Here is a 20,951-nt window from a genome sequence, read left to right as displayed (position 1 = left end):
GAGGCCGGGTGCCTGGGGCTCGGGATCGTCGGCCGGGTTGCGCGGCTCGTGGCCGCGCTCGTCCTCAAACGCCGGACGGGCTGCGAATACAGCCCGCAACGCCCACGGAGCCAGGCCACCGGGAGCCCAGGAGCGTTGACCGGATAACCCGGCACATGGCCGCGCCCGTCCTCAAACGCCGGACCGGCCGCAAAAACAGCCCGCAACGCCCACGGAGCCAGGCCACCGGGACCAGGCACCCGGACCGCGGTTGTCCGCAGACGACGGGCGGGCCGCATGTGCGGCCCGCCCGGAATCGAAGGCCGGTCACCGGCCCCGTGTCAGCCCTGCGCGCCCAGGCGTTCCAGGATCAGTTCGCGTACCCGTGCCGCGTCCGCCTGGCCGCGGGTGGCCTTCATGACCGCTCCCACCAGGGCGCCCGCCGCCGCGACCTTGCCCGCGCGGATCTTGTCCGCGATCGCCGGGTTCGACGCGATCGCCTCGTCCACCGCCGTGCCCAGCGCGCCCTCGTCGGAGACGACCTTCAGGCCGCGCTTGTCGACGACGGTGTCCGGGTCGCCCTCGCCCGCGAGGACGCCTTCCAGGACCTGGCGGGCCAGCTTGTCGTTCAGATCGCCCGCCGCGACCAGTTCCGCCACCCGGGCGACCTGCGCCGGGGTGATCGGGAGCGCCGCGAGGTCCGTGGACGTCTCGTTGGCGCTGCGCGCCAGCTCGCCCATCCACCACTTGCGTGCCTGGTCGGCGGGGGCGCCGGCCTCGATCGTGGCGGTGATCAGCTCGACCGCGCCCGCGTTGAGCATCGACTGCATGTCGTGCTCCGAGACGCCCCACTCCTCGCGCAGCCGCTTACGGCGCAGCCGAGGAAGCTCCGGCAGCCCGCCGCGCAGTTCCTCCACCCACTCGCGCGCGGGCGCGACCGGGACGAGGTCGGGCTCGGGGAAGTACCGGTAGTCCTCCGCCTCCTCCTTCACACGGCCGGACGTCGTGGAACCGTCCTCCTCGTGGAAGTGGCGGGTCTCCTGGATGATCGTGCCGCCACCGTCGAGCACCGCGGCGTGCCGCTGGATCTCGTAGCGCGCCGCCCGCTCCACGCTGCGCAGCGAGTTGACGTTCTTCGTCTCCGAGCGGGTGCCGAACTTTTCCCGGCCGTGCGGGCGCAGCGACAGGTTGACGTCGCAGCGCATCTGGCCCTGTTCCATACGGGCCTCGGAGACGTCCAGCGCCTTGATCAGCTCGCGCAGCTCCGCCACGTACGCCTTCGCTACCTCCGGCGCACGCGCCCCGGCGCCCTCGATCGGCTTGGTGACGATCTCGATGAGCGGGATGCCGGCGCGGTTGTAGTCCAGCAGGGAGTGCGACGCGCCCTGGATACGGCCGGTGGCGCCGCCGACGTGCAGCGACTTGCCGGTGTCCTCCTCCATGTGGGCGCGCTCGATCTCCACACGGAAGATCTCGCCGTCCTCCAGCTGGACGTCCAGATAGCCGTTGTAGGCGATCGGCTCGTCGTACTGGGAGGTCTGGAAGTTCTTCGGCATGTCCGGGTAGAAGTAGTTCTTCCGGGCGAACCGGCACCACTCGGCGATCTCGCAGTTCAGCGCGAGACCGATCTTGACGGCCGACTCCACGCCGATCGCGTTGACGACCGGGAGCGCCCCCGGCATGCCGAGGCAGGTGGGACAGGTCTGCGAGTTGGGGTCGGCGCCCAGCTCGGTGGAGCAGCCGCAGAACATCTTCGTTCTGGTGCCGAGCTCGACATGGACCTCCAGGCCCATGACGGGGTCGTACGTCGCGAGAGCGTCCTCGTACGGGACGAGCGACACGTGTTCAGTGACGGTCACGGTGAAACTTTCCCTCTCTGCGGGCTCTAGCCCAACAGGACGTCGTCGTCGCCCAGCCGCTTCAGCTCGCGGTAGAGCAGAGCGATGCCGGTGACGATGGCGGCGGCGGAGACGGCGGCGTCGATCAGCCGCAGCGTGTCGTTGTCCTCGCGGGCCAGCTTGGCCTGCTTGAGGACGCTGACCGCACCGAAAGCGGTCGTGCCGATCGACAGGTACATGCCGGACTTCGACTTCTTGAAGCTCTTGGCCTTCTTGGTCATTGCGCTCATAGCGACGGTGCCTCCTCCAACAGCGGATGTCCCCAGCGTTCCACGAACGCCGCCTCGACCGCAGCGCCTACCCGGTAGAGACGGTCGTCCTTCATCGCGGGGGCGATGATCTGCAGCCCGACCGGCAGACCGTCCTCCGGCGCCAGTCCGCAGGGCAGCGACATGGCGGCGTTTCCGGCCAGGTTGGTCGGGATGGTGCACAGATCGGAAAGGTACATCGCCATCGGGTCGTCGGCGCGTTCACCGATCGCGAAGGCGGTGGTGGGCGTGGTCGGCGAGACGATCACGTCGACCTGCTCGAAGGCCTTCTCGAAGTCCCTGACGATGAGGGTGCGGACCTTCTGCGCGGAGCCGTAGTACGCGTCGTAGTAGCCGGAGCTGAGCGCGTACGTACCGAGCATGATGCGTCGCTTGACCTCGTCGCCGAAGCCCGCCTCACGGGTGAGGGCGGTGACGTCCTCGGCCGAACGGGTGCCGTCGTCGCCGACGCGCAGGCCGTAGCGCATCGCGTCGAAGCGCGCGAGGTTGGAGGAGCACTCGGAGGGGGCGATCAGGTAGTACGCCGAGAGGCCGAGGTCGAAGGACGGGCAGTCCAGCTCGACCACTTCCGCGCCGAGCTCCTTCAGGAGGTCGACGGACTCGGCGAAGCGCTGCATGACGCCCGCCTGGTAGTGCTCGCCGGAGAACTGCCGGACGACGCCGACGCGCATACCGGCGACGGTGCCGTTGCGGGCGGCCTCGACCACCGGGGGCACGGGGGCGTCGATGGAGGTCGAGTCGAGCGGGTCGTGCCCGGCGATGACCTCGTGCAGCAGAGCGGCGTCCAGGACCGTACGGGCGCACGGGCCGCCCTGGTCGAGCGAGGACGAGAAGGCGACCATGCCGTAGCGGGAGACGCCGCCGTAGGTGGGCTTGACGCCGACCGTGCCGGTGACGGACGCGGGCTGGCGGATGGAGCCGCCGGTGTCCGTGCCGATGGCGAGCGGTGCCTCGTACGCCGCGAGGGAGGCCGACGAGCCGCCGCCGGAGCCGCCGGGGATACGGGTGAGGTCCCAGGGGTTGCCCGTGGGGCCGTACGCGCTGTTCTCCGTGGAGGACCCCATGGCGAACTCGTCCATGTTGGTCTTGCCGAGGATGACGACGCCGGCTTCCTTGAGGCGCCGGGTGACCGTCGCGTCGTACGGCGGGATCCAGCCTTCGAGGATCTTGGAGCCGACGGTGGTGGGGATGCCCTCGGTGGTGAAGATGTCCTTCAGCGCGAGGGGGACGCCTGCGAGCGGGCCGAGCTTCTCGCCCCTGGCCTTCTGCTCGTCCACGGCGCGGGCCTGCGCGAGGGCGCCTTCGCGGTCGACGTGCAGGAAGGCGTGGACCTTCTCGTCGACGGCCTCGATACGGGCGAGGTGGGCCTCGGTGACCTCGACGGCCGTCAGCTCGCCGGAGGCGACCTTCTCGGCGATCTCGGCGGCGGTGAGCCGGATGATGTCGGTCTTGATGTCCGTCATGGCTGTTAGTCCTCCCCCAGGATCTGCGGCACCTTGAAACGCTGCTGTTCCTGGGCCGGGGCGCCGGAGAGCGCCTGCTCGGGGGTGAGCGACGGGCGTACCTCGTCCGCGCGCATGACGTTGGTCAGCGGCAGCGGGTGCGAGGTCGGCGGAACGTCTTGGTCGGCGACCTCGGATACGCGGGCGACCGCGCCGATGATGTCGTCGAGCTGACCGGCGAAGTGATCGAGCTCTTCGCCCTTCAGCTCCAGACGCGCCAGCCGTGCGAGGTGGGCGACCTCCTCGCGCGTGATGCCAGGCATGCAGCGTTCCTCTGGGTGAGTGTCGGGATTTTGACCCAATCCTATGGGGCGCGGCACCGTGCCCACGAAACGGTTTCCCGTATCCGGGCCCCGGCTACGGCCCGGGTCTCGATCCCGGCCCCCGGTGGGGTGCCGCGCGGGCTACTGGACCACGCGGCTGGAGGGGCCCGAGGCGTCGGTGCGCGGGGGCTCCAGGGCCGGTGCGGGCGGCGGGCGGTGCCAGCCCGTCTCGCCGCGGGCGAGCAGCCAGGACGTCGCCTCGTGCGGGGGCATCGCGGCGGCCACGAGCCAGCCCTGGACCGCGTCGCAGCCCAGATCGCGCAGTCGCTCCCAGGTCTCGTCGTCCTCGACGCCCTCGGCGACGACCACCAGGCCCAGCGAGTGGGCGAGGTCGATGGTGCAGCGGACGATCTCCGCGTCCTCGGTGTCGATGGCGAGGCGGGCCACGAACGAGCGGTCGATCTTCAGCTCGCTCACCGGGAGACGGCGCAGATGGACCAGCGACGAGTAGCCCGTGCCGAAGTCGTCGAGGGACATCTTCACGCCGTGGCCCGTCAGGCCCGCCAGGGTGTCGGCGGCCCGCTGCGGGTCCTCCAGCAGGACGTGCTCGGTTATCTCCAGTTGGAGCGAGCCGGCCGGGACGCCGTGCCGGGCGAGCCGCGCGGCGACCGCGCCGGCGAAGCCCGGTGTGTGGACGTCACGCGGCGAGACGTTGACGGCCACCGGGACGAACAGGCCCTGGGACCGCCAGCGGGCGACCTGGCCGAGGGCCGATTCCAGTACGTACTCGGTGAGATGCGGCATCAGACCCGAGGACTCGGCGATCGCGATGAACTCGTCCGGGGGCACCCTCCCCCGGTCCGGATGCACCCACCGTACGAGCGCCTCCAGGCCGACGACCTGGCCGTCGAAGCGGACCTTGGGCTGGTAGTGCAGCTCCACGTCGCCCGCGTCGAGCGCGCGCCGCAGATCGCCCAACAGGCCGAGCCGGTCGGGGGTGTTGGAGTCGCGCTTGGACTCGTACACCTCCACGCCCGTACGGTCCCGCTTGGCCTGGTACATCGCGACGTCGGCCCGCTGGAGCAGCCCTTCGGCGTCCACCGCGTGCTCGGGGTAGACCGCGACGCCGGCGCTCGCCTCCAGGACGAGCGTCAGCCCGTCCAGATCGAGTGGCGAGGACAGCTCCGCCGCGAGATGGCGGGCCACGCGCTGCGCGCTGGTCGTGGAGTCGACCAGCGGCAGCAGTACGGCGAACTCGTCGCCACCGAGCCGCGCGGCCTCCGCCCCGCGCGGCAGGGCCAGCTTGAGCCGGTCCGCTATCTGCAACAGCAGTCTGTCGCCCGCGAGATGACCGAGCGTGTCGTTGACCGAGCGGAACCGGTCGAGGTCGATCAGGACGAGTGCGGAGCGCGCGCCGAGGGTCTTGGCCTCCTCCAGCGCCGTCCACGTCCGCTCGAGGAGCCACTGCCGGTTGGGCAGCCCGGTCAGCGGGTCGCGCAGCTGCTCCTCGGCTCGCGCCCTGGCGATCCAGAGCGTGGAGTCGAGGGCGATCAGCGGGACGGCGAACAGCGGCAGCACCACCGGCCGGGACACGGCGACCACACAGATCAGCGGGGTGATCCCGAGCAGCGCGACGGCGAGCAGGCCCTGCCGCAGGAGCGCCGTGCGGGCCACGGTCGGCAGGCCGCCGCCCTGCGAGGTCTGCGAATACCACAGGAGCAGCCGGGTCACCAGCAGATACGCCCCGGCCGCCAGGACGATTTCGGGGACGGTGCCGATCCCCCAGTGGAGGGGCCGCCCCGGCTCGGCGACCGTCGGTACGTCGCCGAAGGCGAGCAGGACCAGCGCCGCGGCCCCGATGCCGAGGATGTCCGCGGCGCCGTGCAGCGCGCCCTGGCGCCAGCGGTGTCTGCGGGCGATGCCGACCAGCACCACGACCGCGAGGCTGACCAGTCCGGCGGCCACCCAGCCGTACAGGAGCAGTACCCCGAGGGTGAGGGCGGCGCCGGAGCCCGTGCCGCCCCACCAGCGGTCGCGGCCGAGCGCGACGAGATGGCCGACCACGATGCCGGTGAGCACGGCGAGCGACCAGCCCGTGGCGCCGTCCGGGAAGAGGGCCCGGCCGTCCCGCACATCCAGGGAGATGCCCAGTGCCAGCACGGCGGCGGCGAGTCCCACCACGACGAGGGGCACTCTGGCCGACATGCCTCCAAGTCCCGCGAATCCACGCGGGCGTGAGACCGGGGCGGCGCTCTCGGTCGGTTTCATTCCCGTCCCTCTCACAGCCGGCGGTGCCGTTACCACGCGATGGCACGTTGTCATGCCACCACGGCTGATTTCCCACACGCAGCCGTGCACGACAGGCGTACCCCTCAACAGTAGGCCGCGAACGGCGTCGGCGGGCAGCGCTCTACCGCTGTTGCCCGAATGCAACCCGCCCTTCCGTATCCATCTGGTATGCGTCCGAACGGGTGACCTACGAGGGCCTGTTGTGCCCGTTCGGTCAGCCGGTCCCGCTTTCGGCAGACGTGTCGTCAGCCGTCCGGGGGACGTCCTTGGCCGGTTCCGGCGCACCGCCCTCAGGGGCCTCGGGCGCCTGTACCGCGGCCTCTCGCGCCGCTTCGGGGCCGTCGGCGAGCAGCACGGCGAACCCCGCCTCGTCGAGCACCGGCACCTTCAGCTGCATCGCCTTGTCGAACTTGGAACCGGGGTTCTCACCTACCACTACGAAGGCGGTCTTCTTCGACACGGCGCCGGTGACTTTCGCTCCGAGCGTCTGGAGCGCCTCTTTCGCGCCATCCCTGGTGTGATTTTCCAATGTGCCCGTGACGACCACGGTGAGGCCCGCCAGCGGGCGTGGACCCTCGTCCTCGCCGCCGCCCTCGTCCTCCATCCGGACCCCGGCCTCCCGCCACTTGCGCAGGATCTCGCGGTGCCAGTCCACCTCGAACCACTGCTTGAGCGAGGCCGCGATGGTCGGACCGACGCCCTCGACGGCCGCCAGCTCCTCCTCACTGGCCTGCTCGATCCTGTCGACGGACCGGAACTCCCGTGCCAGCGCGACCGAGGCGACCGGTCCCACGTGCCGGATGGACAGCCCCGCGATGATCCGCGCCAGCGGGCGCTCCTTGGCCGCCGCGATGTGCTCCAGCATCGCCAGCGCGTTCTTCTTCGGCTGGCCCTCCTGGTTGGCGAAGACGGTGACGACCTTCTCCTCGCCGGTCTCCGGGTCGCGTTTGGGCAGACCGCTGTCCGCGTCGAGCACATACGCCTTGATGGGCAGCAACTGGTCCACGGTGAGGGTGAAGAGGTCGCCCTCGTTGAGCAGCGGGGGTGTCGACGGCTCCAACGGCTTGGTCAGCGCCGCGGCGGCGACATAGCCGAAGTTCTCGATGTCCAGGCATTTGCGGCCACCGAGATAGAACAACCGCTCGCGCAACTGAGCGGGGCATGAACGGGCGTTGGGACAGCGGAGGTCGATGTCGCCCTCCTTCATGGCCTGCAATTCCGTGCCGCAGTCGGGGCAGACGGACGGCATCTCGAACTCGCGCTCGCTGCCGTCCCGCAGATCGGCGACCGGGCCGAGGATCTCCGGGATGACGTCGCCCGCCTTGCGCAGCACGACCGTGTCACCGATGAGGACGCCCTTGGCCTTCACCACCTCCTGGTTGTGGAGCGTGGCGAACTCGACCTCGGAGCCCGCGACATGGACCGGCTCGACCACCGCGTACGGAGTGACCCGCCCGGTGCGTCCCACGCCGACCCGGATGTCGACCAGCTTGGTGTTGACCTCCTCCGGCGCGTACTTCCAGGCGATCGCCCAGCGCGGGGCGCGGGAGGTCGAACCGAGCCTGCCCTGAAGGGAGATCTCGTCCAGCTTGACCACGACGCCGTCGATCTCGTGCTGGACGGAGTGCCGGTTCTCACCGAAGTAGGTGATGAACTCCCTTACTCCCGCGAGGTCTTCGACGACCTTGTTGTGCTGGGCCGTCGGCAGGCCCCACTCCTCCAGCAGCTCGTAGGCGTGCGACAGGCAGTCGATGTCGAAGCCCTCGCGCGCGCCGATGCCGTGCACCACCATGTGCAGCGGGCGCGACGCCGTGACCTTCGGGTCCTTCTGGCGCAGCGAACCCGCCGCCGCGTTGCGCGGGTTGGCGAACGGCTTGTCACCGGCCGCGACCAGCCGGGCGTTGAGCTCCTGGAAGCCGTCCATCGGGAAGAAGACCTCGCCGCGGATCTCGACCAGCTCCGGGACGCGGTCGCCCTTCAGTCGGTGCGGGATCTCGGCGATCGTACGGACGTTGGGCGTGATGTCCTCGCCGGTGCGGCCGTCCCCGCGGGTCGCGGCGCGCGTCAGCCTGCCCTGTTCGTACGTCAGATTGACGGCGAGTCCGTCCACCTTCAGCTCGCACAGGAAGTGATAGCCCGGCGCGCCCACGTCGCGGGCCACGCGCTCCGCCCAGGCTGCCAGCTCCTCGTCGTCGAACGCGTTGTCCAGCGAGAGCATGCGCTCGCGGTGCTCGACCGCGGTGAACTCCGTCTCGTACGCCCCCGCGACCTTCTGGGTCGGCGAGTCGGGCGTACGCAGCTCCCCGTACTGCTCCTCCAGCGCCTCAAGCGCGCGCAGCAGCTTGTCGAACTCGCCGTCGCTGACGACCGGCTGGTCCTTCACGTAGTAGCGGAACCGGTGCTCCTCGACCTGCTCGGCGAGGTGCGCGTGTCGCTCCCGCGCCTCCGCGGGCACTGCCGTCTGCTGTTCGCCGGCCACCGTTTCGTCCTCCCGTTTCACCGCGATCACGGCGAGCACCGCGATCAGCGCGACCCATGTCTTGCCGATGTCACTCAGGGTTGTCCGCGAGGGATCGCGCCGCCCTGACACAGTGCGCCATGGCGGCACGGGCATACGCGGGCGAAGCGCCCGCGAGCCCGCACGACGGGGTGATCACCACGGACTCCGCGAGAGTCCCCGGATCCAGCCCCAGCCTGCGCCACAGCGTTCTGATACCCATGACGCTACCGCCCGGGTCCGACAATGGGGCGTCGGTGCCCGCCACGACCCCGGCGAGCAGTTTCACACCGCCCTCCACCGCCTCACCGATCGGCTCCTCGTCACGCTCGGTGAGCAGAGAGAAGTCGAACGACACGGCCGCCGCCTCCGCGCGGCGCAGCAGCGCGAACGGCACGTCGGGGGCGCAGGAGTGCACGACGGCGGGGCCGTCGTTCGCCCTCATCACCTGGCGCAGCGCGTCCTCGACGACCTGGCGGTCCACCGCCCGGTGGGTCCGGTAGCCGCTGGCCGTCCTGACCTGCCCGCGCAGTACGGCGGTGAGGGACGGCTCGTCGAGTTGGAGCACGGGCGTGGCGCCGGGCACCCTGCGCCGTACGTCGGCGAGATGCGCCGTCAGGCCCTCCACCAGCGATCCGGCCAGGTCGCGGCAGGCGCCGGGGTCGCTGAGCGCCGACTCGCCGTTGCGCAGTTCCAGCGCGGCGGCAAGCGTCCAGGGGCCGACCACCTGGACCTTGAGCGGGCCCTCGTACCCCTGGCTGAACTCTTCGAGCGCGTCCAGGTCCTCGCCCAGCCAGGAGCGGGCCCGCCGGGTGTCGCGGCCGGGGCGGTCACCGATCCGCCAGCCGCTGGGCTCCACGCGGGCGAAGACCTCGACGAGCAGGCCGGCGGTCCGCCCGATCATGTCGGCGCCGGGGCCGCGCGCGGGCAGTTCGGCGAGGTGCGGGAAGTCCTCGAAGGTACCGGTGACGCCCTTGGCCGTCTCGCGGGCGTCCTCGCCGGGCATCGACCCGACACCGGTGGCGGCGCCCCACAGGGCCTTCGCCGGGGCGCCGGTCCCGTTGCTGTTGTCGGTCTCTCTGTCGTTCTCGTTCATCGTCCCGGCCGCACCGTCAGGTCGTTGATCTCCGCGTCGCGCGGCAGGTCCAGGGCCGTGAGGATCGTCGTCGCGACCGACTCCGGGTCGATCCAGCGGGAGGCGTCGTACTCCTTGCCCTCCTGTCCGTGCACCTTGACCTGCATGGGCGTGGCCGTACGGCCCGGATAGACGGAGGCGACGCGGATGCCGTTCGGCCGCTCCTCCTGACGGAGGGCGTCGGCGAGCGCCTTCAGGCCGTGCTTGGAGGCGCCGTACGCGGCCCATCCGGCGTGGGCGATCAGCCCGGCGCCCGAGTTCACGAAGATCACCTGGCCCTGCGAGGCGCGCAGTTGGGGCAGGAAGAGGCGGGTCAGCTCCGCGGGCGCGACGAGATTCACGTTCAGCTGGGTCGTCCACGCCTTGGGGGTCAGCTCGCCGACCGGGCCGAGGTCGACGATGCCCGCGATGTGCAGGAACGAGTCCAGCCGGTCGGGGAGTGTCTGGTGCGACAGCGCCCAGGAGAGCCGCTCGGGGTTCGTGAGGTCGCCGACGAGCACACCGGCGCCGGGGTGGGCCGCGGCGAGTTCCTTGCCCCGGCCGGCGTCGCGGGCGAAGAGCAGCAGGTCGTCGCCGCGGTCGTGCAGCCGGCGCGCGACGGCGGCGCCGATGCCGGAGCCCGCGCCGGTGATCAGATGGGTAGCCATGGGGTCATGTTCGCATCACCCCATGGCGCGGTCGTACGGTCCCGCCCCCGTCCCGCAGCGGCCCCGTCGCGGCCCCGTCGGCGGTCAGCGGACGCCGGCCGACTCCTCCAGATAGGCGAGGGCGCCCACCGCCTCCTCCGCGAAGAAGACCAGCTCGGTCAGGGGCAGGGGAAGGAAGCCCTCGCGGTCCATACGGACGAACTGTTCCTTGAGTCCGTCGTAGAAGCCAGCCGTGTTGAGCAGCACCACGGGCTTGTCGTGCATGCCGTGCTTCTTCAGTTCGAGGATCTCGGTCGCCTCGTCCAGCGTGCCCGTGCCGCCGACCATGATCACGACGGCGTCGGACTTCGAGAGGAGCAGCGCCTTGCGCTCGGCGAGATCCTTGGCGATCACCATCTCGTCGGCCCGCTCCCGCACCGAGGCGCCCAGGAAGCCGACGGAGACGCCGACGAGCCGCCCGCCCGCCTCCTCCACCCCGTCGGCGACGACCTTCATCAGGCCGACGTCCGAACCGCCCCAGACGAGCGTGTGACCACCTTTGCCGAGGAGTTCGGCGAATTCCCGGGCGGGGCCGGTGTAGCGCTCGTCGAGGTCGGCGGCGGAGAGGAAGACGCAGATATTCATGGATCCACGGTATCCGGGTGACCTCCTTGGGAAGAGGGCGTGCCCGGCCGTTGCTGACGGTAGAAGGGACCAGCGTCACACCGGCCTCAACAGAGGGACCGAGTTCACCGAAGGAGCGGATCGCCATGGCCAAGGGCCACACCATCACCGTCGAGCAGGGCACGGAGCGCGTACGGGTGGTACGCGACGGACAGGTCGTCGCGGAGAGCCGCCGCCCGCTGCTGCTGCACGAGACCGGGCTGCCCGTCCGTTACTACCTGCCGCCGCAGGACGTGCGTACGGAGCTGCTGAGCGCGTCGGACACCACGACCCACTGCCCGTTCAAGGGCGACGCCTCCTACTGGTCGCTGCCCGGCGCGCCGGACCTGGTCTGGGCGTATCCCGAGCCGAAGGACGAAGTGGCGCAGATCAAGGACCACTTCTGCTTCTACGAGACAGAGGTCGTCGGCGGCTGAGCGGCGGGCCCGGCCGGGCCGCGAGGCGGTGCCGGAGGACCGGCCGGAAAAAACTTCTCCGATTTCCGTTCACCGGCGATGAGTTCCGGTGAGCCCGCCGGTCCATAAGCGTATGGACCAAGTGGGCAAGGCGGAGTCGGGTGACGGCACCCTCATCGCGTACCGGCGGACGAGCGGCGACGGACCACCGGTGATCATGGTGGGAGGGGCGTTCAGCACGGCGGAGGCGGAAGCACCGCTGGCTGCGCTCCTCGCACCGCGCTTCAGTGTGATCACCTACGACCGGCGGGGGCGCGGCGGCAGCGGCGACACGGCGCCCTACGCGGTGGAGCGCGAGGTCGAGGACATCGCCGCCCTCCTTACGGAGGCGGGCGGCAGCGCCTCGGTGTACGGCATGTCGTCGGGCGCGGCCCTGGCGCTGGAGGCGGCTGCGGCGGGGCTGCCGATCACCCAACTCGCCGTGTACGAGCCTCCGTACGACACCGTCGCGGCGGATGTCACGGACGGCGCGGCGTACACGGCGCGGCTCGACGACCTGCTGGTGCGGGGGCGGCGGGACGAGGCCGTGGAGCTGTTCCTGTCGATGGTCGGGGTGCCGCCCGACGTGGTGGCGCGGATGCGCCGGGCGACGATGTGGCGGGGCATGACGGCGCTGGCGCACACCCTCGCGTACGACAACGCCGTGATGGGTCCCGGCCCGGTCCCGACGGAGCGGCTCGCGCGGATCACCGCGCGGGTGATGGTCGTGGACGGGGGCGCGAGCCCGCCGCCCATGCGGGTGGCGGCGCGGGCGGTGGCCGCCGCGCTGCCGCGTGGGCGGCACCGCACCCTGACGGGCCAGGTGCACGAGGTGGCGCCGCATGTGCTGGCGCCGGTCCTCGCCGAGTACTTCGCCGCGGCGGCGTGAGCACGATGACACCGGGACCGCCAACGCCGAGAACGGTGACCGGCGGCGTGCTCGCCTCGCACGCCCGCTACCGGCACGGGCGCGTGGGCTTCAGCGGATCGCGCCGTCCGGCAGCACCGCGTGCACGCCCCACACCTGATTGGCCACCTGCGTCACCCGCAGATCGACCATCGTACTCGCCAGAGCCAGCGCCGTCCCGCGCTTCACCCCGTACAGCGACGTCATCCACGTCAGCATCGCGTCCAGGGCCCGCGCCGAAGCCTCGTTGAGGTCCGCGTCGAAACCGAAGGTGATCCGGCCCGCCGGGGTGATCGCGTGCGGTGTCGGGATCGGCGGGGAGGTCTGGAGGCCGACGGTGAGGCGGGTCGTCATACCGCATTCGACCGCCGTGCCGGATACCTCGCCGTCGCCCTGCGCGGCATGGCCGTCACCGATGCTGAGCAACGCGTCCGGCACGGTGACCGGCAGGAACAGGGTTGATCCGGCGACCAGTTCGCGGCAGTCGATGTTCCCGCCGCCGAGGGTGCGGGGCGGGGTCGTGGAGTGCTCGCCCGGTTCGTCGGGGGGTGTGCCGATGACGCCGAGGAAGGGCGCGAGGGAGACCGTGTGACCGTACTGGTCGGTCCCGGTGCCCTTGTTCGCGTCGAGGTCCCACAGCAGCCACTCCGCGTCCTCGGCGGTCATGCCCAGCCGGCGCGCGAGCGGGGTGTCGGACGTCGCCGCCGCGGTGAAGCCCCAGTCGTCGGGGCGCAGTGACTCCAGTCGTACGGAGAGGGCCATGCCCGGCTCGGCGCCGCGTACGGCGATCGGGCCCACCAGGCAGTGACCGCGCCGCTCGTCGAACATGCGCGCCACGTTCTCGTCCGCCGTGCGCCGGCGCTCCAGATGGCCCGTGCAGTCGAGCGTGTGGACGGTGAGGGTGTCCCCGGGGTCGACGGTCAGCACCGGGGGCAGTTCGCGCGAGAAGACGTCGCTCACCGTGCCGGGCACGGAGTCCAGGATGTGCTCGGCCACGGGGGCTTCCTTCCGTCGGAGCGGCGGGCGCGGTCGGTACGGGGTGATCGGTACGTGCGGCGCGGGGCGGTGGGTACATACGGTGCGGGCACGGCGCCCGTGACCGGTGTCCCGCCACCGTAGTCCGCCCCGCGCTCCGGCCCGTGACAACCCCCACGGGACGCCACCGCGCGGCCGGGGGCTGGGAGTCCCCCGGGCCGCGCGGTCTCGCGTCAGCCTCGGCGTACGGTGAACTCCGCTCGGCGTACGCGCAGTACGGTCCGGCCGCCCTCGGTAGAGGTACGCGCGCCGTCGCACCGCGCCGCGCCCTCCACCACGACCACCGATTCCCCGCCGGCAGCGCCGAGCGCGCGGAACGTCGCCCGGCCGTCGGCGGCGCCGGTGAGTTCCGCCGTCGCGTACGCGATGCGCAGGCCGCCCGCGGTCAGGCCGAGCGGCAGGATCGCCGCCGTACGACCGGGCAGGTGCAGCTTCTCGCCGCCGAAGAGGGGCTTGCCGTTCTCCGTGACGGTGAAGTCCTGGTCGTAGCCCGAGGAGACGTTGAAGGCGTGCAGCAGCCGTCCGCGCTCGTCGTCCGCCGTCGTCAGCAGGAAGACTCCCGGATCGGTCGCGCTGTGCCGGAGGGCGGGGGCGGCGTCCAGGGCGCGGAAGGCACGGTCCCAGAAGGTCAGGTCGCACTGGTAGTCCGTGGTGATCACGACGGCCCGCCCCCGCCCGAGCGGGATGTCGAAGCCGCAGCCCTTGCCCGTGGACAGCTCGCGCAGCACGGTCGTGCCTCGCGAGGGCTCGCACAACTGGGTGCGTGACAGCCGTACTTCGGGGAGCGGCGCCGCCCAGCCGTGCGCGGTGACGGAGAGCCAGAAGCGGTTCGCGTCGGTGAGCGTGGTGCCGGCCTTGAGGCCCAGCGCGTCCGCGAGGACGGTGCAGCTCTTGTCGGCCATGTCCTTGACCGGCAGCCTCCCGGACAGCAGCAGCTTGCCGCCCGCCTCGGTGTAGCGGACCAGGCGCCGCTGGAGTTCGGCCCCCAGGTGCTCTCCCGTCGCCAGCGCGAGCACCGGTACGGCCTTCGGGTCGAGATCGCCCGCCTGGAGGTTCACGCTCCGGTAGCGGAAGCCGCCGAGCAGCATCGCGCGGGCCAGGGAGCCGCGCGGGCCGGCGCCGCGCGTGTTCACCGCTTCGTCCAGTACGCGCTGTACGGACGCGAGCTTCGGCGGGTGGTACTCGGTCAGATAGTGATCGGGTACGAAGCCGAGCACCACGTCGTCGTACGTCGCGCGCATCGGCGCGAGGACATCGGCGAGACCACCCATCGCACGCACGGTCTGCCGCGTCGGCGCGTAGCTGACCCCCGGCCGGCCCTCCGGATCGACCGGGGCGGCGAAGCCGTGCCGCTCGCCCGTGATGCCGATCCGGTCGTTCCCGTCGCCCGTCGGCTTGTCGAGCTTGGGGTTGAACCCGCCCGCGAACAGGTAGTAGTTGAGCATTTTGGCGCCCTGCGCGATACACAGACGGGTCTTGAGATCGACGCCCGACGGGCTGGTCTGGCTGTCCAGGTTCTGACCGTAGTCGGCGTGGCCGGCGTCGAACTCCAGCGCCGTGACCGGCTGGTCCTTGTCGTTGGTCGCGTCCATGAAGGCGTTGATGAGATACAGGTCGGTGACATTGCGCAGGGTCAGGTCGCCGAGGTAGAAGTCCGCGCCGGAGATCGTCCCCTCGATCCCCCCGTAGGTTTCCATCAGTTGGCTGATGCCGATGGGGAACGGCTCGGCGCGGCTGTCAGAGGTGCCGTGGATGTTGATCACGAACGGGATGCCGGTGATCCCGTACTCCTCTGCGGCCGACCGCAGTTCGGTGACGTAGCGCGCGAAGCGGCCGCGCATGAAGCGGCCGAGATCGTGCATCAGGGCCGCGCCGTACGCCTCTTCCGGGTTACGGATCGCCTTGCGCCGCCCGGCCAGGTCCTCGCCGGTGAAGGGGTAGCGCTTGGCGAGACCGTCGCCGTACTCCTCGCGCAGCCAGCCGTCGAAGTCGGCCGTCAAGTGATCGGTGAGGTCGGGTGAGTTGCTGACCCAGGCCAGCATCCCGATCTCGTTGTCGAGCTGTACGGAGATGACGGGGCCGCCACTGCCGTGCAGCCGCTCCGCGAGTACCGGCATGACCGCCGCGTACCAGTGGCGCATCTCCTTGAGGAACGCGGGCGCGAGGTAGTCGACGGTGGGTGTGGTGGCGGGAGCGTCGTTCCAGCCGGTGGAGACGATCTCGGGGTGGTCCTTCCGCACCCGCTCGGGGACGCCCTCGCCCTTCAACTCGGCCATGGTGAAGGGGCCGGGGCGGGCTATGAAGAGGAAGCCGTTGCGGTGGCAGAGGTCGATGAAGGCGCCGAGGTCGCGCTCGGGGCGGGTACGGCCGGTGACGTCGATGGTGCCGTCGGGCAGTTCGTGCCACATCCAGGGGATGTACGTGGCGATGGTGTTGAGGCCGGCGGCCTTGGCCTTGTCGAGCCTGGACTGCCAGTCCGCCTTCTTCAGCCGGAAGTAGTGGATCTCTCCGGCGAGTACAAGCGCGGGCTTGCCGCCGACGAGGATCTGCTTGTTCCGGTACGAGACCGCGCCGGCCGGTGCGGTGTCGCCGGGCGGGGCAGGGGCGACGGGGGCCGCCGGGGCGGCCTGGGCCTCCTGCACGGACAGGCCCGCGGTGGCGAGCGTACCGAGGGCGGCCCCGCCCAGAACGGTGCGGCGGCGTGGGGCGGGGGCATGCGTCATGGCGTCGTACTTCCTTGGGGGGAGAGCAGAACGGGGGCGGCTCGACGGAGTGGGGGCGTCATGTATGCGCTGTCTGTATGCGCATACATGCACCCTGGAGCAGCCCCTCACGGGCCACAAGAGTCCGCTTGATTACGCTTGGGTAACGGGCGTGACAGGCCGAAGCCCCCGCGCGGCGCGGCCGACTCTCCTCAGGAGGCGGCCCTCCAGGAGCCGACGGGGCAGGTCAGCCGATCAGCGGGCAACGCGAATCGCGTCGGTGGGACGGCGAGACGGGTCGGGCCCGTCAGCCGGCGAGGGCTCCCGTACGGCGCTCCGTCGTCGCGATCGTGGCCGAGCCGACCACGCGGGTGCCGTCGTAGAGCACGATCGCCTGGCCCGGAGCCACGCCTCGTACCGGCTCGGCGAACTCGACGTGCAGGGTGCCGTCGACCAGTTCGGCCCTGACCGGCGTCTCGTCGCCGTGGGCGCGCAGCTGCGCCGTGTAGGCGCCGGGCCCGGACGGGGCCGTGCCGCCGCACCAGCGGGGCCTGATGGCCGTCAGGGCACCGACGTCGAGGGCGGCGGCGGGGCCGACCGTCACGGTGTTGTCGACGGGCGAGATGTCCAGCACGTAGCGCGGCTTGCCGTCCGGTGCCGGGTGGCCGATCCGCAGGCCCTTGCGCTGGCCGATGGTGAAGCCGTGCGCGCCGTCGTGGGTGCCGACCTTGGACCCCGACTCGTCCACGATGTCCCCCTCGGCCTTGCCCAACCGGGCGGCGAGGAATCCCTGGGTGTCGCCGTCGGCGATGAAGCAGATGTCGTGGCTGTCGGGCTTCTTCGCGACGGCCAGGTCGCGGCGCTCCGCCTCCGCGCGGATCTCGTCCTTCGTGGTGAGGGTGTCCCCGAGCGGGAACATGGCGTGCGCGAGCTGGCGCTCGTCGAGCACGCCCAGTACGTACGACTGGTCCTTGGCCATGTCGCTCGCGCGGTGCAGCTCACGCGCCCCGTCGGGGCCGGTGACGACCGTCGCGTAATGGCCGGTGCAGACGGCGTCGAAGCCCAGCGCGACGGCCTTGTCGAGCAGCGCCGCGAACTTGATCTTCTCGTTGCAGCGCAGGCACGGGTTCGGGGTGCGGCCCGCCTCGTACTCGGCGATGAAGTCCTCGACGACATCCTCACGGAAGCGCTCGGCGAGGTCCCATACGTAGAAGGGGATGCCGATGACGTCGGCGGCCCGTCGCGCGTCGCGCGAGTCCTCGATGGTGCAGCAGCCCCGCGCGCCCGTACGGAACGACTGCGGGTTCGCGGAGAGAGCGAGGTGGACGCCGGTGACGTCGTGACCGGCTTCTACGGCGCGGGCGGCCGCGACGGCGGAGTCCACACCGCCGGACATGGCGGCGAGCACACGGAGGGGGCGCTGGGGTGTCTGAGTCATAGCCCCACAAGCGTAAGGGTGCCGGGGAACCAGAGTCGCGCGAGTATCCGTTGTCGGTCCATGGGCAAGAGGAAGCGGGGCGCCGCGAGCAGCGGTGCGGGCGGTGACACCTCCGGTGCGGAGAGCTCCGGCACGGGCGGGGCACCGGCCGGAGACGGATCGGGGATCGGGCGGCGCAGGCTGCTGATCGGCGGCGCGGCCGTGGTGGTGGGCGGCGGGGCGGCGGCGATCGTGGCGGGGCAGGACCAGGCGACTCGGCTCTGGTACCGGGTGCCGGGGGTGGAGAAGCCGCGCAAGCCGGGTGAGCTGGATCACGCGGGCGCCGAGTGGGTGGCGGCGTCGTCGGCGAACTGGCGCCGGGCGGACCGGCCGGACGACTACACCGTGGACATGGTGATCATCCATGTCGTGCAGGGCAGCTACAGCACGGCCCTCAAGGTCTTCAAGGACCCCGCGCACCAGGCGGCCACGCACTACGTGGTGCGCAAGGACGGGCACGTGGCGCAGATGATCCGTGAGCTGGACGTGGCGTACCAGGCGGGGAACCGCGCCTACAACGAACGCGGTGTCGGCATCGAGCACGAGGGGTTCGTGGACCGGCCGGAGGACTTCACGGACGCGATGTACCGCTCGTCGGCGCGGCTGACCGCGGGCATCTGTGAGCGGCACGGGATACCGGTCGACCGGAAGCACATCATCGGGCACGTGGAGGTGCCGGGGACGGACCACACGGATCCCGGGCCGCACTGGGACTGGGACCGCTACATGAAGCTGGTGCGGGCGGCGCGGGCGGAGCTGGAGACGGCGGAGGCGGCGGGGTGAGCCCGCGGGGCCGTCCGCGGCGGCGGGCCGTTTCGGCCTCAATCGCCGGCCGGGCTTAATTGGCGCGGGCCGGGGGCCGTGGGCCGCTCCGGGGTCATGCCCGGACGGCGTGATTTACGCCGCGTGCAACGCTCGTTGGCCTCAGAGGAACCGGGCTGTCCACGCACCACAAATCAACCCAAGTGTCCGGCCACGACCCCTGCGCGTCCCCCTTCCAACCCGCAGGAGGGGGACGGCAGTCGCTGACCGTTGCGGTCGCCGGCGTGAGGGGGGCGGGGTCGCAGGAGGGGTGTGTTCGGACACTTGGGCTGATTTGTGGCGCGTGAACAAGCCGGGTCAGCAGATCCAACGAACGCGGCACGCACCGTAAATCACGCCGTCCGGACATACCCGTCCGGAGACCCCGCACCCCGCCCACGACCGACAACCGCAACCACCCCCAGCCCGGCCGGCGATTGAGGCCACAACGGCCCGCAGACGCAGGCGCGGACAGGCCCTAACTCAGGCCGGCCGTTCGCGCCCGTTCCACCGCCGGGCCGATCGCCGAGGCGACCGCTTCGACGTCAGCCTCTGTAGAGGTGTGGCCGAGGGAGAAGCGGAGTGTGCCGCGCGCCAGTTCGGGGTCGGTGCCGGTGGCCAGCAGTACGTGGCTGGGCTGCGCGACCCCCGCCGTACAGGCCGATCCGGTCGAGCACTCGATGCCCTGCGCGTCCAGCAGCAGGAGCAGGGAGTCGCCCTCGCAGCCGGGGAAACTGAAGTGGGCGTTGGCGGGGAGGCGGTCGACGGGGTCGCCTCCGAGGATCGCGTCCGGCACGGCCTTCAGTACGGAGGCGATCAACTCGTCGCGCAGGGCGCCGATGTCGCGGGTGAACTCGCCCCGTCGTTCGGCGGCGAGCCGCCCCGCGACGGCGAACGCCGCGATCGCGGGGACGTCGAGGGTGCCCGAACGCACATGGCGTTCCTGGCCGCCGCCGTGCAGGACGGGGACGGGGGTGTACTCCCGGCCGAGGAGAAGCGCGCCGACGCCGTAGGGGCCGCCGATCTTGTGACCGGTGACGGTCATCGCGGCGAGTCCGGACGCGGCGAAGTCGACCTCGGTCTGGCCGAAGGCCTGTACGGCGTCCGAGTGCAGCGGGACGCCGAACTCGGCGGCCACCTCGGCCAGTTCGCGTACCGGGAGAATCGTGCCGATCTCGTTGTTCGCCCACATGACGGTGGCCAGCGCGACGTCGTCGGGGTTGCGCTCGATGGCCTCCCGCAACGTTCCCGGGGAGACCCTGCCGTAGCGGTCGACGGGCAGGTACTCGACGTTCGCGCCCTCGTGCTCGCCGAGCCAGTCGACGGCGTCGAGGACGGCGTGGTGTTCCACGGGGCTGGCGAGCACGCGCGTCCTGGCCGGGTCGGCGTCGCGGCGGGACCAGTAGAGGCCCTTCACGGCGAGGTTGTCGGCCTCCGTACCGCCGGAGGTGAAGACGACCTCGCTGGGCCGCGCGCCGAGGGATTCGGCGAGCTCTTCGCGCGCCTCCTCGACGGTACGCCGGGCCCGCCGCCCGGCGGCGTGCAACGAGGACGCGTTCCCGACGTCGGCGAACCGAGCGGTCATCGCCTCGATCGCCTCGGGAAGCATCGGGGTGGTCGCGGCGTGGTCGAGATAGGCCATGGTGCTGACGATTCTACGAGCCGTGCCGGGTGGGGATCGCCGTGGGCGGGGGTGGCGGCGGCACGGGCCCCCCGGACGGTGCTCGCGGTCCCGGTCCGGTACCGGTCCGGCCCTGGTCCGGCCCTGGCCCGGTCCCGGTCCGGCTCCCGGTCCGGTCCCTGATGGGGGCGGTACGGGTGGCGGGACCCGCCACCGGAATGATGGCGGCATGACCGGTCGCAGCAGGAGAGCCGAGATGTTCGTCACCACCGGGCCGGACCGGCGGTCCGACACCCGGACCACCGGCGACGAGCGCGCGATGCTCAGGGACTTCCTCGGGGCCCAGCGGGCCACGCTGGAGATGAAGTGCGGTGGCCTGGGCCTGAGGCTGTCGCAGCGCGCCGTAGGCCCGTCGACGCTCTCGCTGCTCGGCCTCGTGCGGCATCTGGCGGACGTGGAGCGCCGCTGGTTCCGGTGCGTCATGGCCGGGGAGGACGCGCCGCCCCGGTTCTCCTCCCCGGCGCACCCGGACGGGGACTTCGACGGCGCGGTCCCCGATCCGGACGTGATCACCGCCGCGTGGCGGACCTGGCGCGCGGAGGTGGCCTTCGCAGACCGCTTCGTCGCGGCGGCGCCCGGCCTGGACGTCGTGGGCGAGGACGCGTGGCGCGGCACGGTGTCGCTGCGCTGGGTGCTGGTCCACATGGTCGAGGAGTACGCCCGGCACAACGGCCACGCCGATCTGCTCCGCGAGCGGATCGACGGGGCGCGGGGGCTGTGAACTGTCGCGGGGCGCTGTCCCGCGTCCGTGCTCCGGGGGGATGTCCGAGCC

Annotated in this window: 17 protein-coding genes; 4 read left to right on the top strand and 13 right to left on the bottom strand. The window is 71.5% G+C overall.

All coding sequences use genetic code 11. The features are described 5' to 3' along the window. Window positions 1-320 precede the first annotated feature (320 nt). From gatB to ACFWHU_RS12395, 9 genes are all read right to left on the bottom strand, one after another. Window positions 321-1,838 carry an Asp-tRNA(Asn)/Glu-tRNA(Gln) amidotransferase subunit GatB gene (gene gatB, locus ACFWHU_RS12435; RefSeq protein ID WP_385802441.1) on the bottom strand — a complete coding sequence of 506 codons (1,518 nt, stop codon included), beginning with the start codon at window positions 1,836-1,838 and terminating at the stop codon, window positions 321-323. Window positions 1,839-1,864: 26 nt separating this feature from the next. After that, window positions 1,865-2,107 (bottom strand): hypothetical protein, encoded by a 243-nt coding sequence (locus tag ACFWHU_RS12430; protein WP_147873715.1) that lies wholly within the window; start codon window positions 2,105-2,107, stop codon window positions 1,865-1,867. After that, window positions 2,104-3,609 carry an Asp-tRNA(Asn)/Glu-tRNA(Gln) amidotransferase subunit GatA gene (gene gatA / locus ACFWHU_RS12425; RefSeq protein WP_385802444.1) on the bottom strand — a complete coding sequence of 502 codons (1,506 nt, stop codon included), beginning with the start codon at window positions 3,607-3,609 and terminating at the stop codon, window positions 2,104-2,106. The genes ACFWHU_RS12430 and gatA overlap by 4 nt, the downstream gene beginning before the upstream one ends. Before the next feature lie 5 nt (window positions 3,610-3,614). Then, window positions 3,615-3,911, bottom strand: a complete 297-nt coding sequence (gene gatC, locus ACFWHU_RS12420; protein WP_015036350.1) for an Asp-tRNA(Asn)/Glu-tRNA(Gln) amidotransferase subunit GatC — start codon at window positions 3,909-3,911, stop codon at window positions 3,615-3,617. Between the two features lie 141 nt (window positions 3,912-4,052). Continuing rightward, window positions 4,053-6,179, bottom strand: a complete 2,127-nt coding sequence (locus ACFWHU_RS12415; RefSeq protein WP_385802446.1) for a putative bifunctional diguanylate cyclase/phosphodiesterase — start codon at window positions 6,177-6,179, stop codon at window positions 4,053-4,055. 235 nt (window positions 6,180-6,414) lie between these two features. After that, entirely contained in the window at window positions 6,415-8,679 is a 2,265-nt protein-coding gene (ligA, locus tag ACFWHU_RS12410) for an NAD-dependent DNA ligase LigA (protein ID WP_385802484.1), read from the bottom strand. A gap of 70 nt (window positions 8,680-8,749) precedes the next feature. Continuing rightward, the gene (locus ACFWHU_RS12405) at window positions 8,750-9,703 is read right to left on the bottom strand and encodes a methionine synthase (RefSeq protein ID WP_385802486.1); all 954 of its coding nucleotides are present in this window, start codon (window positions 9,701-9,703) and stop codon (window positions 8,750-8,752) included. 86 nt (window positions 9,704-9,789) lie between these two features. Beyond that, entirely contained in the window at window positions 9,790-10,479 is a 690-nt protein-coding gene (locus ACFWHU_RS12400) for an SDR family oxidoreductase (protein WP_385802448.1), read from the bottom strand. An 84-nt stretch (window positions 10,480-10,563) separates the two neighbouring features. Then, window positions 10,564-11,103: a TIGR00730 family Rossman fold protein gene (locus ACFWHU_RS12395; RefSeq protein ID WP_385802450.1), complete on the bottom strand. Its 540-nt coding sequence runs from the start codon at window positions 11,101-11,103 to the stop codon at window positions 10,564-10,566. 125 nt (window positions 11,104-11,228) lie between these two features. Here ACFWHU_RS12395 and ACFWHU_RS12390 point away from each other — a divergent pair, with 125 nt between their 5' ends. After that, entirely contained in the window at window positions 11,229-11,558 is a 330-nt protein-coding gene (locus tag ACFWHU_RS12390; protein WP_387224792.1) for a DUF427 domain-containing protein, read from the top strand. A 121-nt stretch (window positions 11,559-11,679) separates the two neighbouring features. Further along, window positions 11,680-12,465, top strand: a complete 786-nt coding sequence (locus ACFWHU_RS12385) for an alpha/beta fold hydrolase (RefSeq protein WP_387224840.1) — start codon at window positions 11,680-11,682, stop codon at window positions 12,463-12,465. A gap of 90 nt (window positions 12,466-12,555) precedes the next feature. Here ACFWHU_RS12385 and ACFWHU_RS12380 read toward each other — a convergent pair whose 3' ends face one another. From ACFWHU_RS12380 to mnmA, 3 genes are all read right to left on the bottom strand, one after another. Continuing rightward, window positions 12,556-13,479: an acetamidase/formamidase family protein gene (locus tag ACFWHU_RS12380; RefSeq protein ID WP_387224791.1), complete on the bottom strand. Its 924-nt coding sequence runs from the start codon at window positions 13,477-13,479 to the stop codon at window positions 12,556-12,558. A gap of 212 nt (window positions 13,480-13,691) precedes the next feature. Beyond that, entirely contained in the window at window positions 13,692-16,241 is a 2,550-nt protein-coding gene (locus ACFWHU_RS12375; RefSeq protein ID WP_387224789.1) for a beta-galactosidase, read from the bottom strand. A gap of 286 nt (window positions 16,242-16,527) precedes the next feature. Beyond that, window positions 16,528-17,658, bottom strand: coding sequence for a tRNA 2-thiouridine(34) synthase MnmA (gene mnmA / locus ACFWHU_RS12370; protein ID WP_381905513.1), 1,131 nt, complete (start codon window positions 17,656-17,658; stop codon window positions 16,528-16,530). A 60-nt stretch (window positions 17,659-17,718) separates the two neighbouring features. Here mnmA and ACFWHU_RS12365 point away from each other — a divergent pair, with 60 nt between their 5' ends. Next, entirely contained in the window at window positions 17,719-18,480 is a 762-nt protein-coding gene (locus ACFWHU_RS12365; protein ID WP_387224788.1) for an N-acetylmuramoyl-L-alanine amidase, read from the top strand. Window positions 18,481-18,976: 496 nt separating this feature from the next. On the opposite strand, the gene ACFWHU_RS12360 is transcribed toward ACFWHU_RS12365, so the two are convergent. Further along, complete coding sequence (locus tag ACFWHU_RS12360; protein WP_385802460.1) at window positions 18,977-20,140, bottom strand: cysteine desulfurase family protein; 1,164 nt, start codon at window positions 20,138-20,140, stop codon at window positions 18,977-18,979. Between the two features lie 208 nt (window positions 20,141-20,348). Here ACFWHU_RS12360 and ACFWHU_RS12355 point away from each other — a divergent pair, with 208 nt between their 5' ends. Then, on the top strand, window positions 20,349-20,900 hold the full coding sequence (locus ACFWHU_RS12355; protein ID WP_387224787.1) for a DinB family protein: 552 nt from the start codon (window positions 20,349-20,351) through the stop codon (window positions 20,898-20,900). The last annotated feature ends 51 nt before the right edge of the window (window positions 20,901-20,951 follow it).

This window comes from Streptomyces sp. NPDC060366, from assembly GCF_042725135.1.
Taxonomy (GTDB): Bacteria; Actinomycetota; Actinomycetes; order Streptomycetales; family Streptomycetaceae; genus Streptomyces.
This window is presented reverse-complemented; position numbering and strand designations above follow the sequence as displayed.

Excerpts from the sequence above, each read along its gene's own strand:
- ACFWHU_RS12430 (WP_147873715.1), bottom strand. The coding sequence starts at position 2,107 with ATGAGCGCAATGACCAAGAAGGCCAAGAGCTTCAAGAAGTCGAAGTCC.
- gatA (WP_385802444.1), bottom strand. The coding sequence starts at position 3,609 with ATGACGGACATCAAGACCGACATCATCCGGCTCACCGCCGCCGAGATC.
- gatC (WP_015036350.1), bottom strand. The coding sequence starts at position 3,911 with ATGCCTGGCATCACGCGCGAGGAGGTCGCCCACCTCGCACGGCTGGCG.
- ACFWHU_RS12415 (WP_385802446.1), bottom strand. The coding sequence starts at position 6,179 with ATGAAACCGACCGAGAGCGCCGCCCCGGTCTCACGCCCGCGTGGATTC.
- ACFWHU_RS12405 (WP_385802486.1), bottom strand. The coding sequence starts at position 9,703 with ATGCCCGGCGAGGACGCCCGCGAGACGGCCAAGGGCGTCACCGGTACC.
- ACFWHU_RS12400 (WP_385802448.1), bottom strand. The coding sequence starts at position 10,479 with ATGGCTACCCATCTGATCACCGGCGCGGGCTCCGGCATCGGCGCCGCC.
- ACFWHU_RS12395 (WP_385802450.1), bottom strand. The coding sequence starts at position 11,103 with ATGAATATCTGCGTCTTCCTCTCCGCCGCCGACCTCGACGAGCGCTAC.
- ACFWHU_RS12390 (WP_387224792.1), top strand. The coding sequence starts at position 11,229 with ATGGCCAAGGGCCACACCATCACCGTCGAGCAGGGCACGGAGCGCGTA.
- ACFWHU_RS12375 (WP_387224789.1), bottom strand. The coding sequence starts at position 16,241 with ATGACGCATGCCCCCGCCCCACGCCGCCGCACCGTTCTGGGCGGGGCC.
- mnmA (WP_381905513.1), bottom strand. The coding sequence starts at position 17,658 with ATGACTCAGACACCCCAGCGCCCCCTCCGTGTGCTCGCCGCCATGTCC.
- ACFWHU_RS12365 (WP_387224788.1), top strand. The coding sequence starts at position 17,719 with ATGGGCAAGAGGAAGCGGGGCGCCGCGAGCAGCGGTGCGGGCGGTGAC.
- ACFWHU_RS12360 (WP_385802460.1), bottom strand. The coding sequence starts at position 20,140 with ATGGCCTATCTCGACCACGCCGCGACCACCCCGATGCTTCCCGAGGCG.
- ACFWHU_RS12355 (WP_387224787.1), top strand. The coding sequence starts at position 20,349 with ATGACCGGTCGCAGCAGGAGAGCCGAGATGTTCGTCACCACCGGGCCG.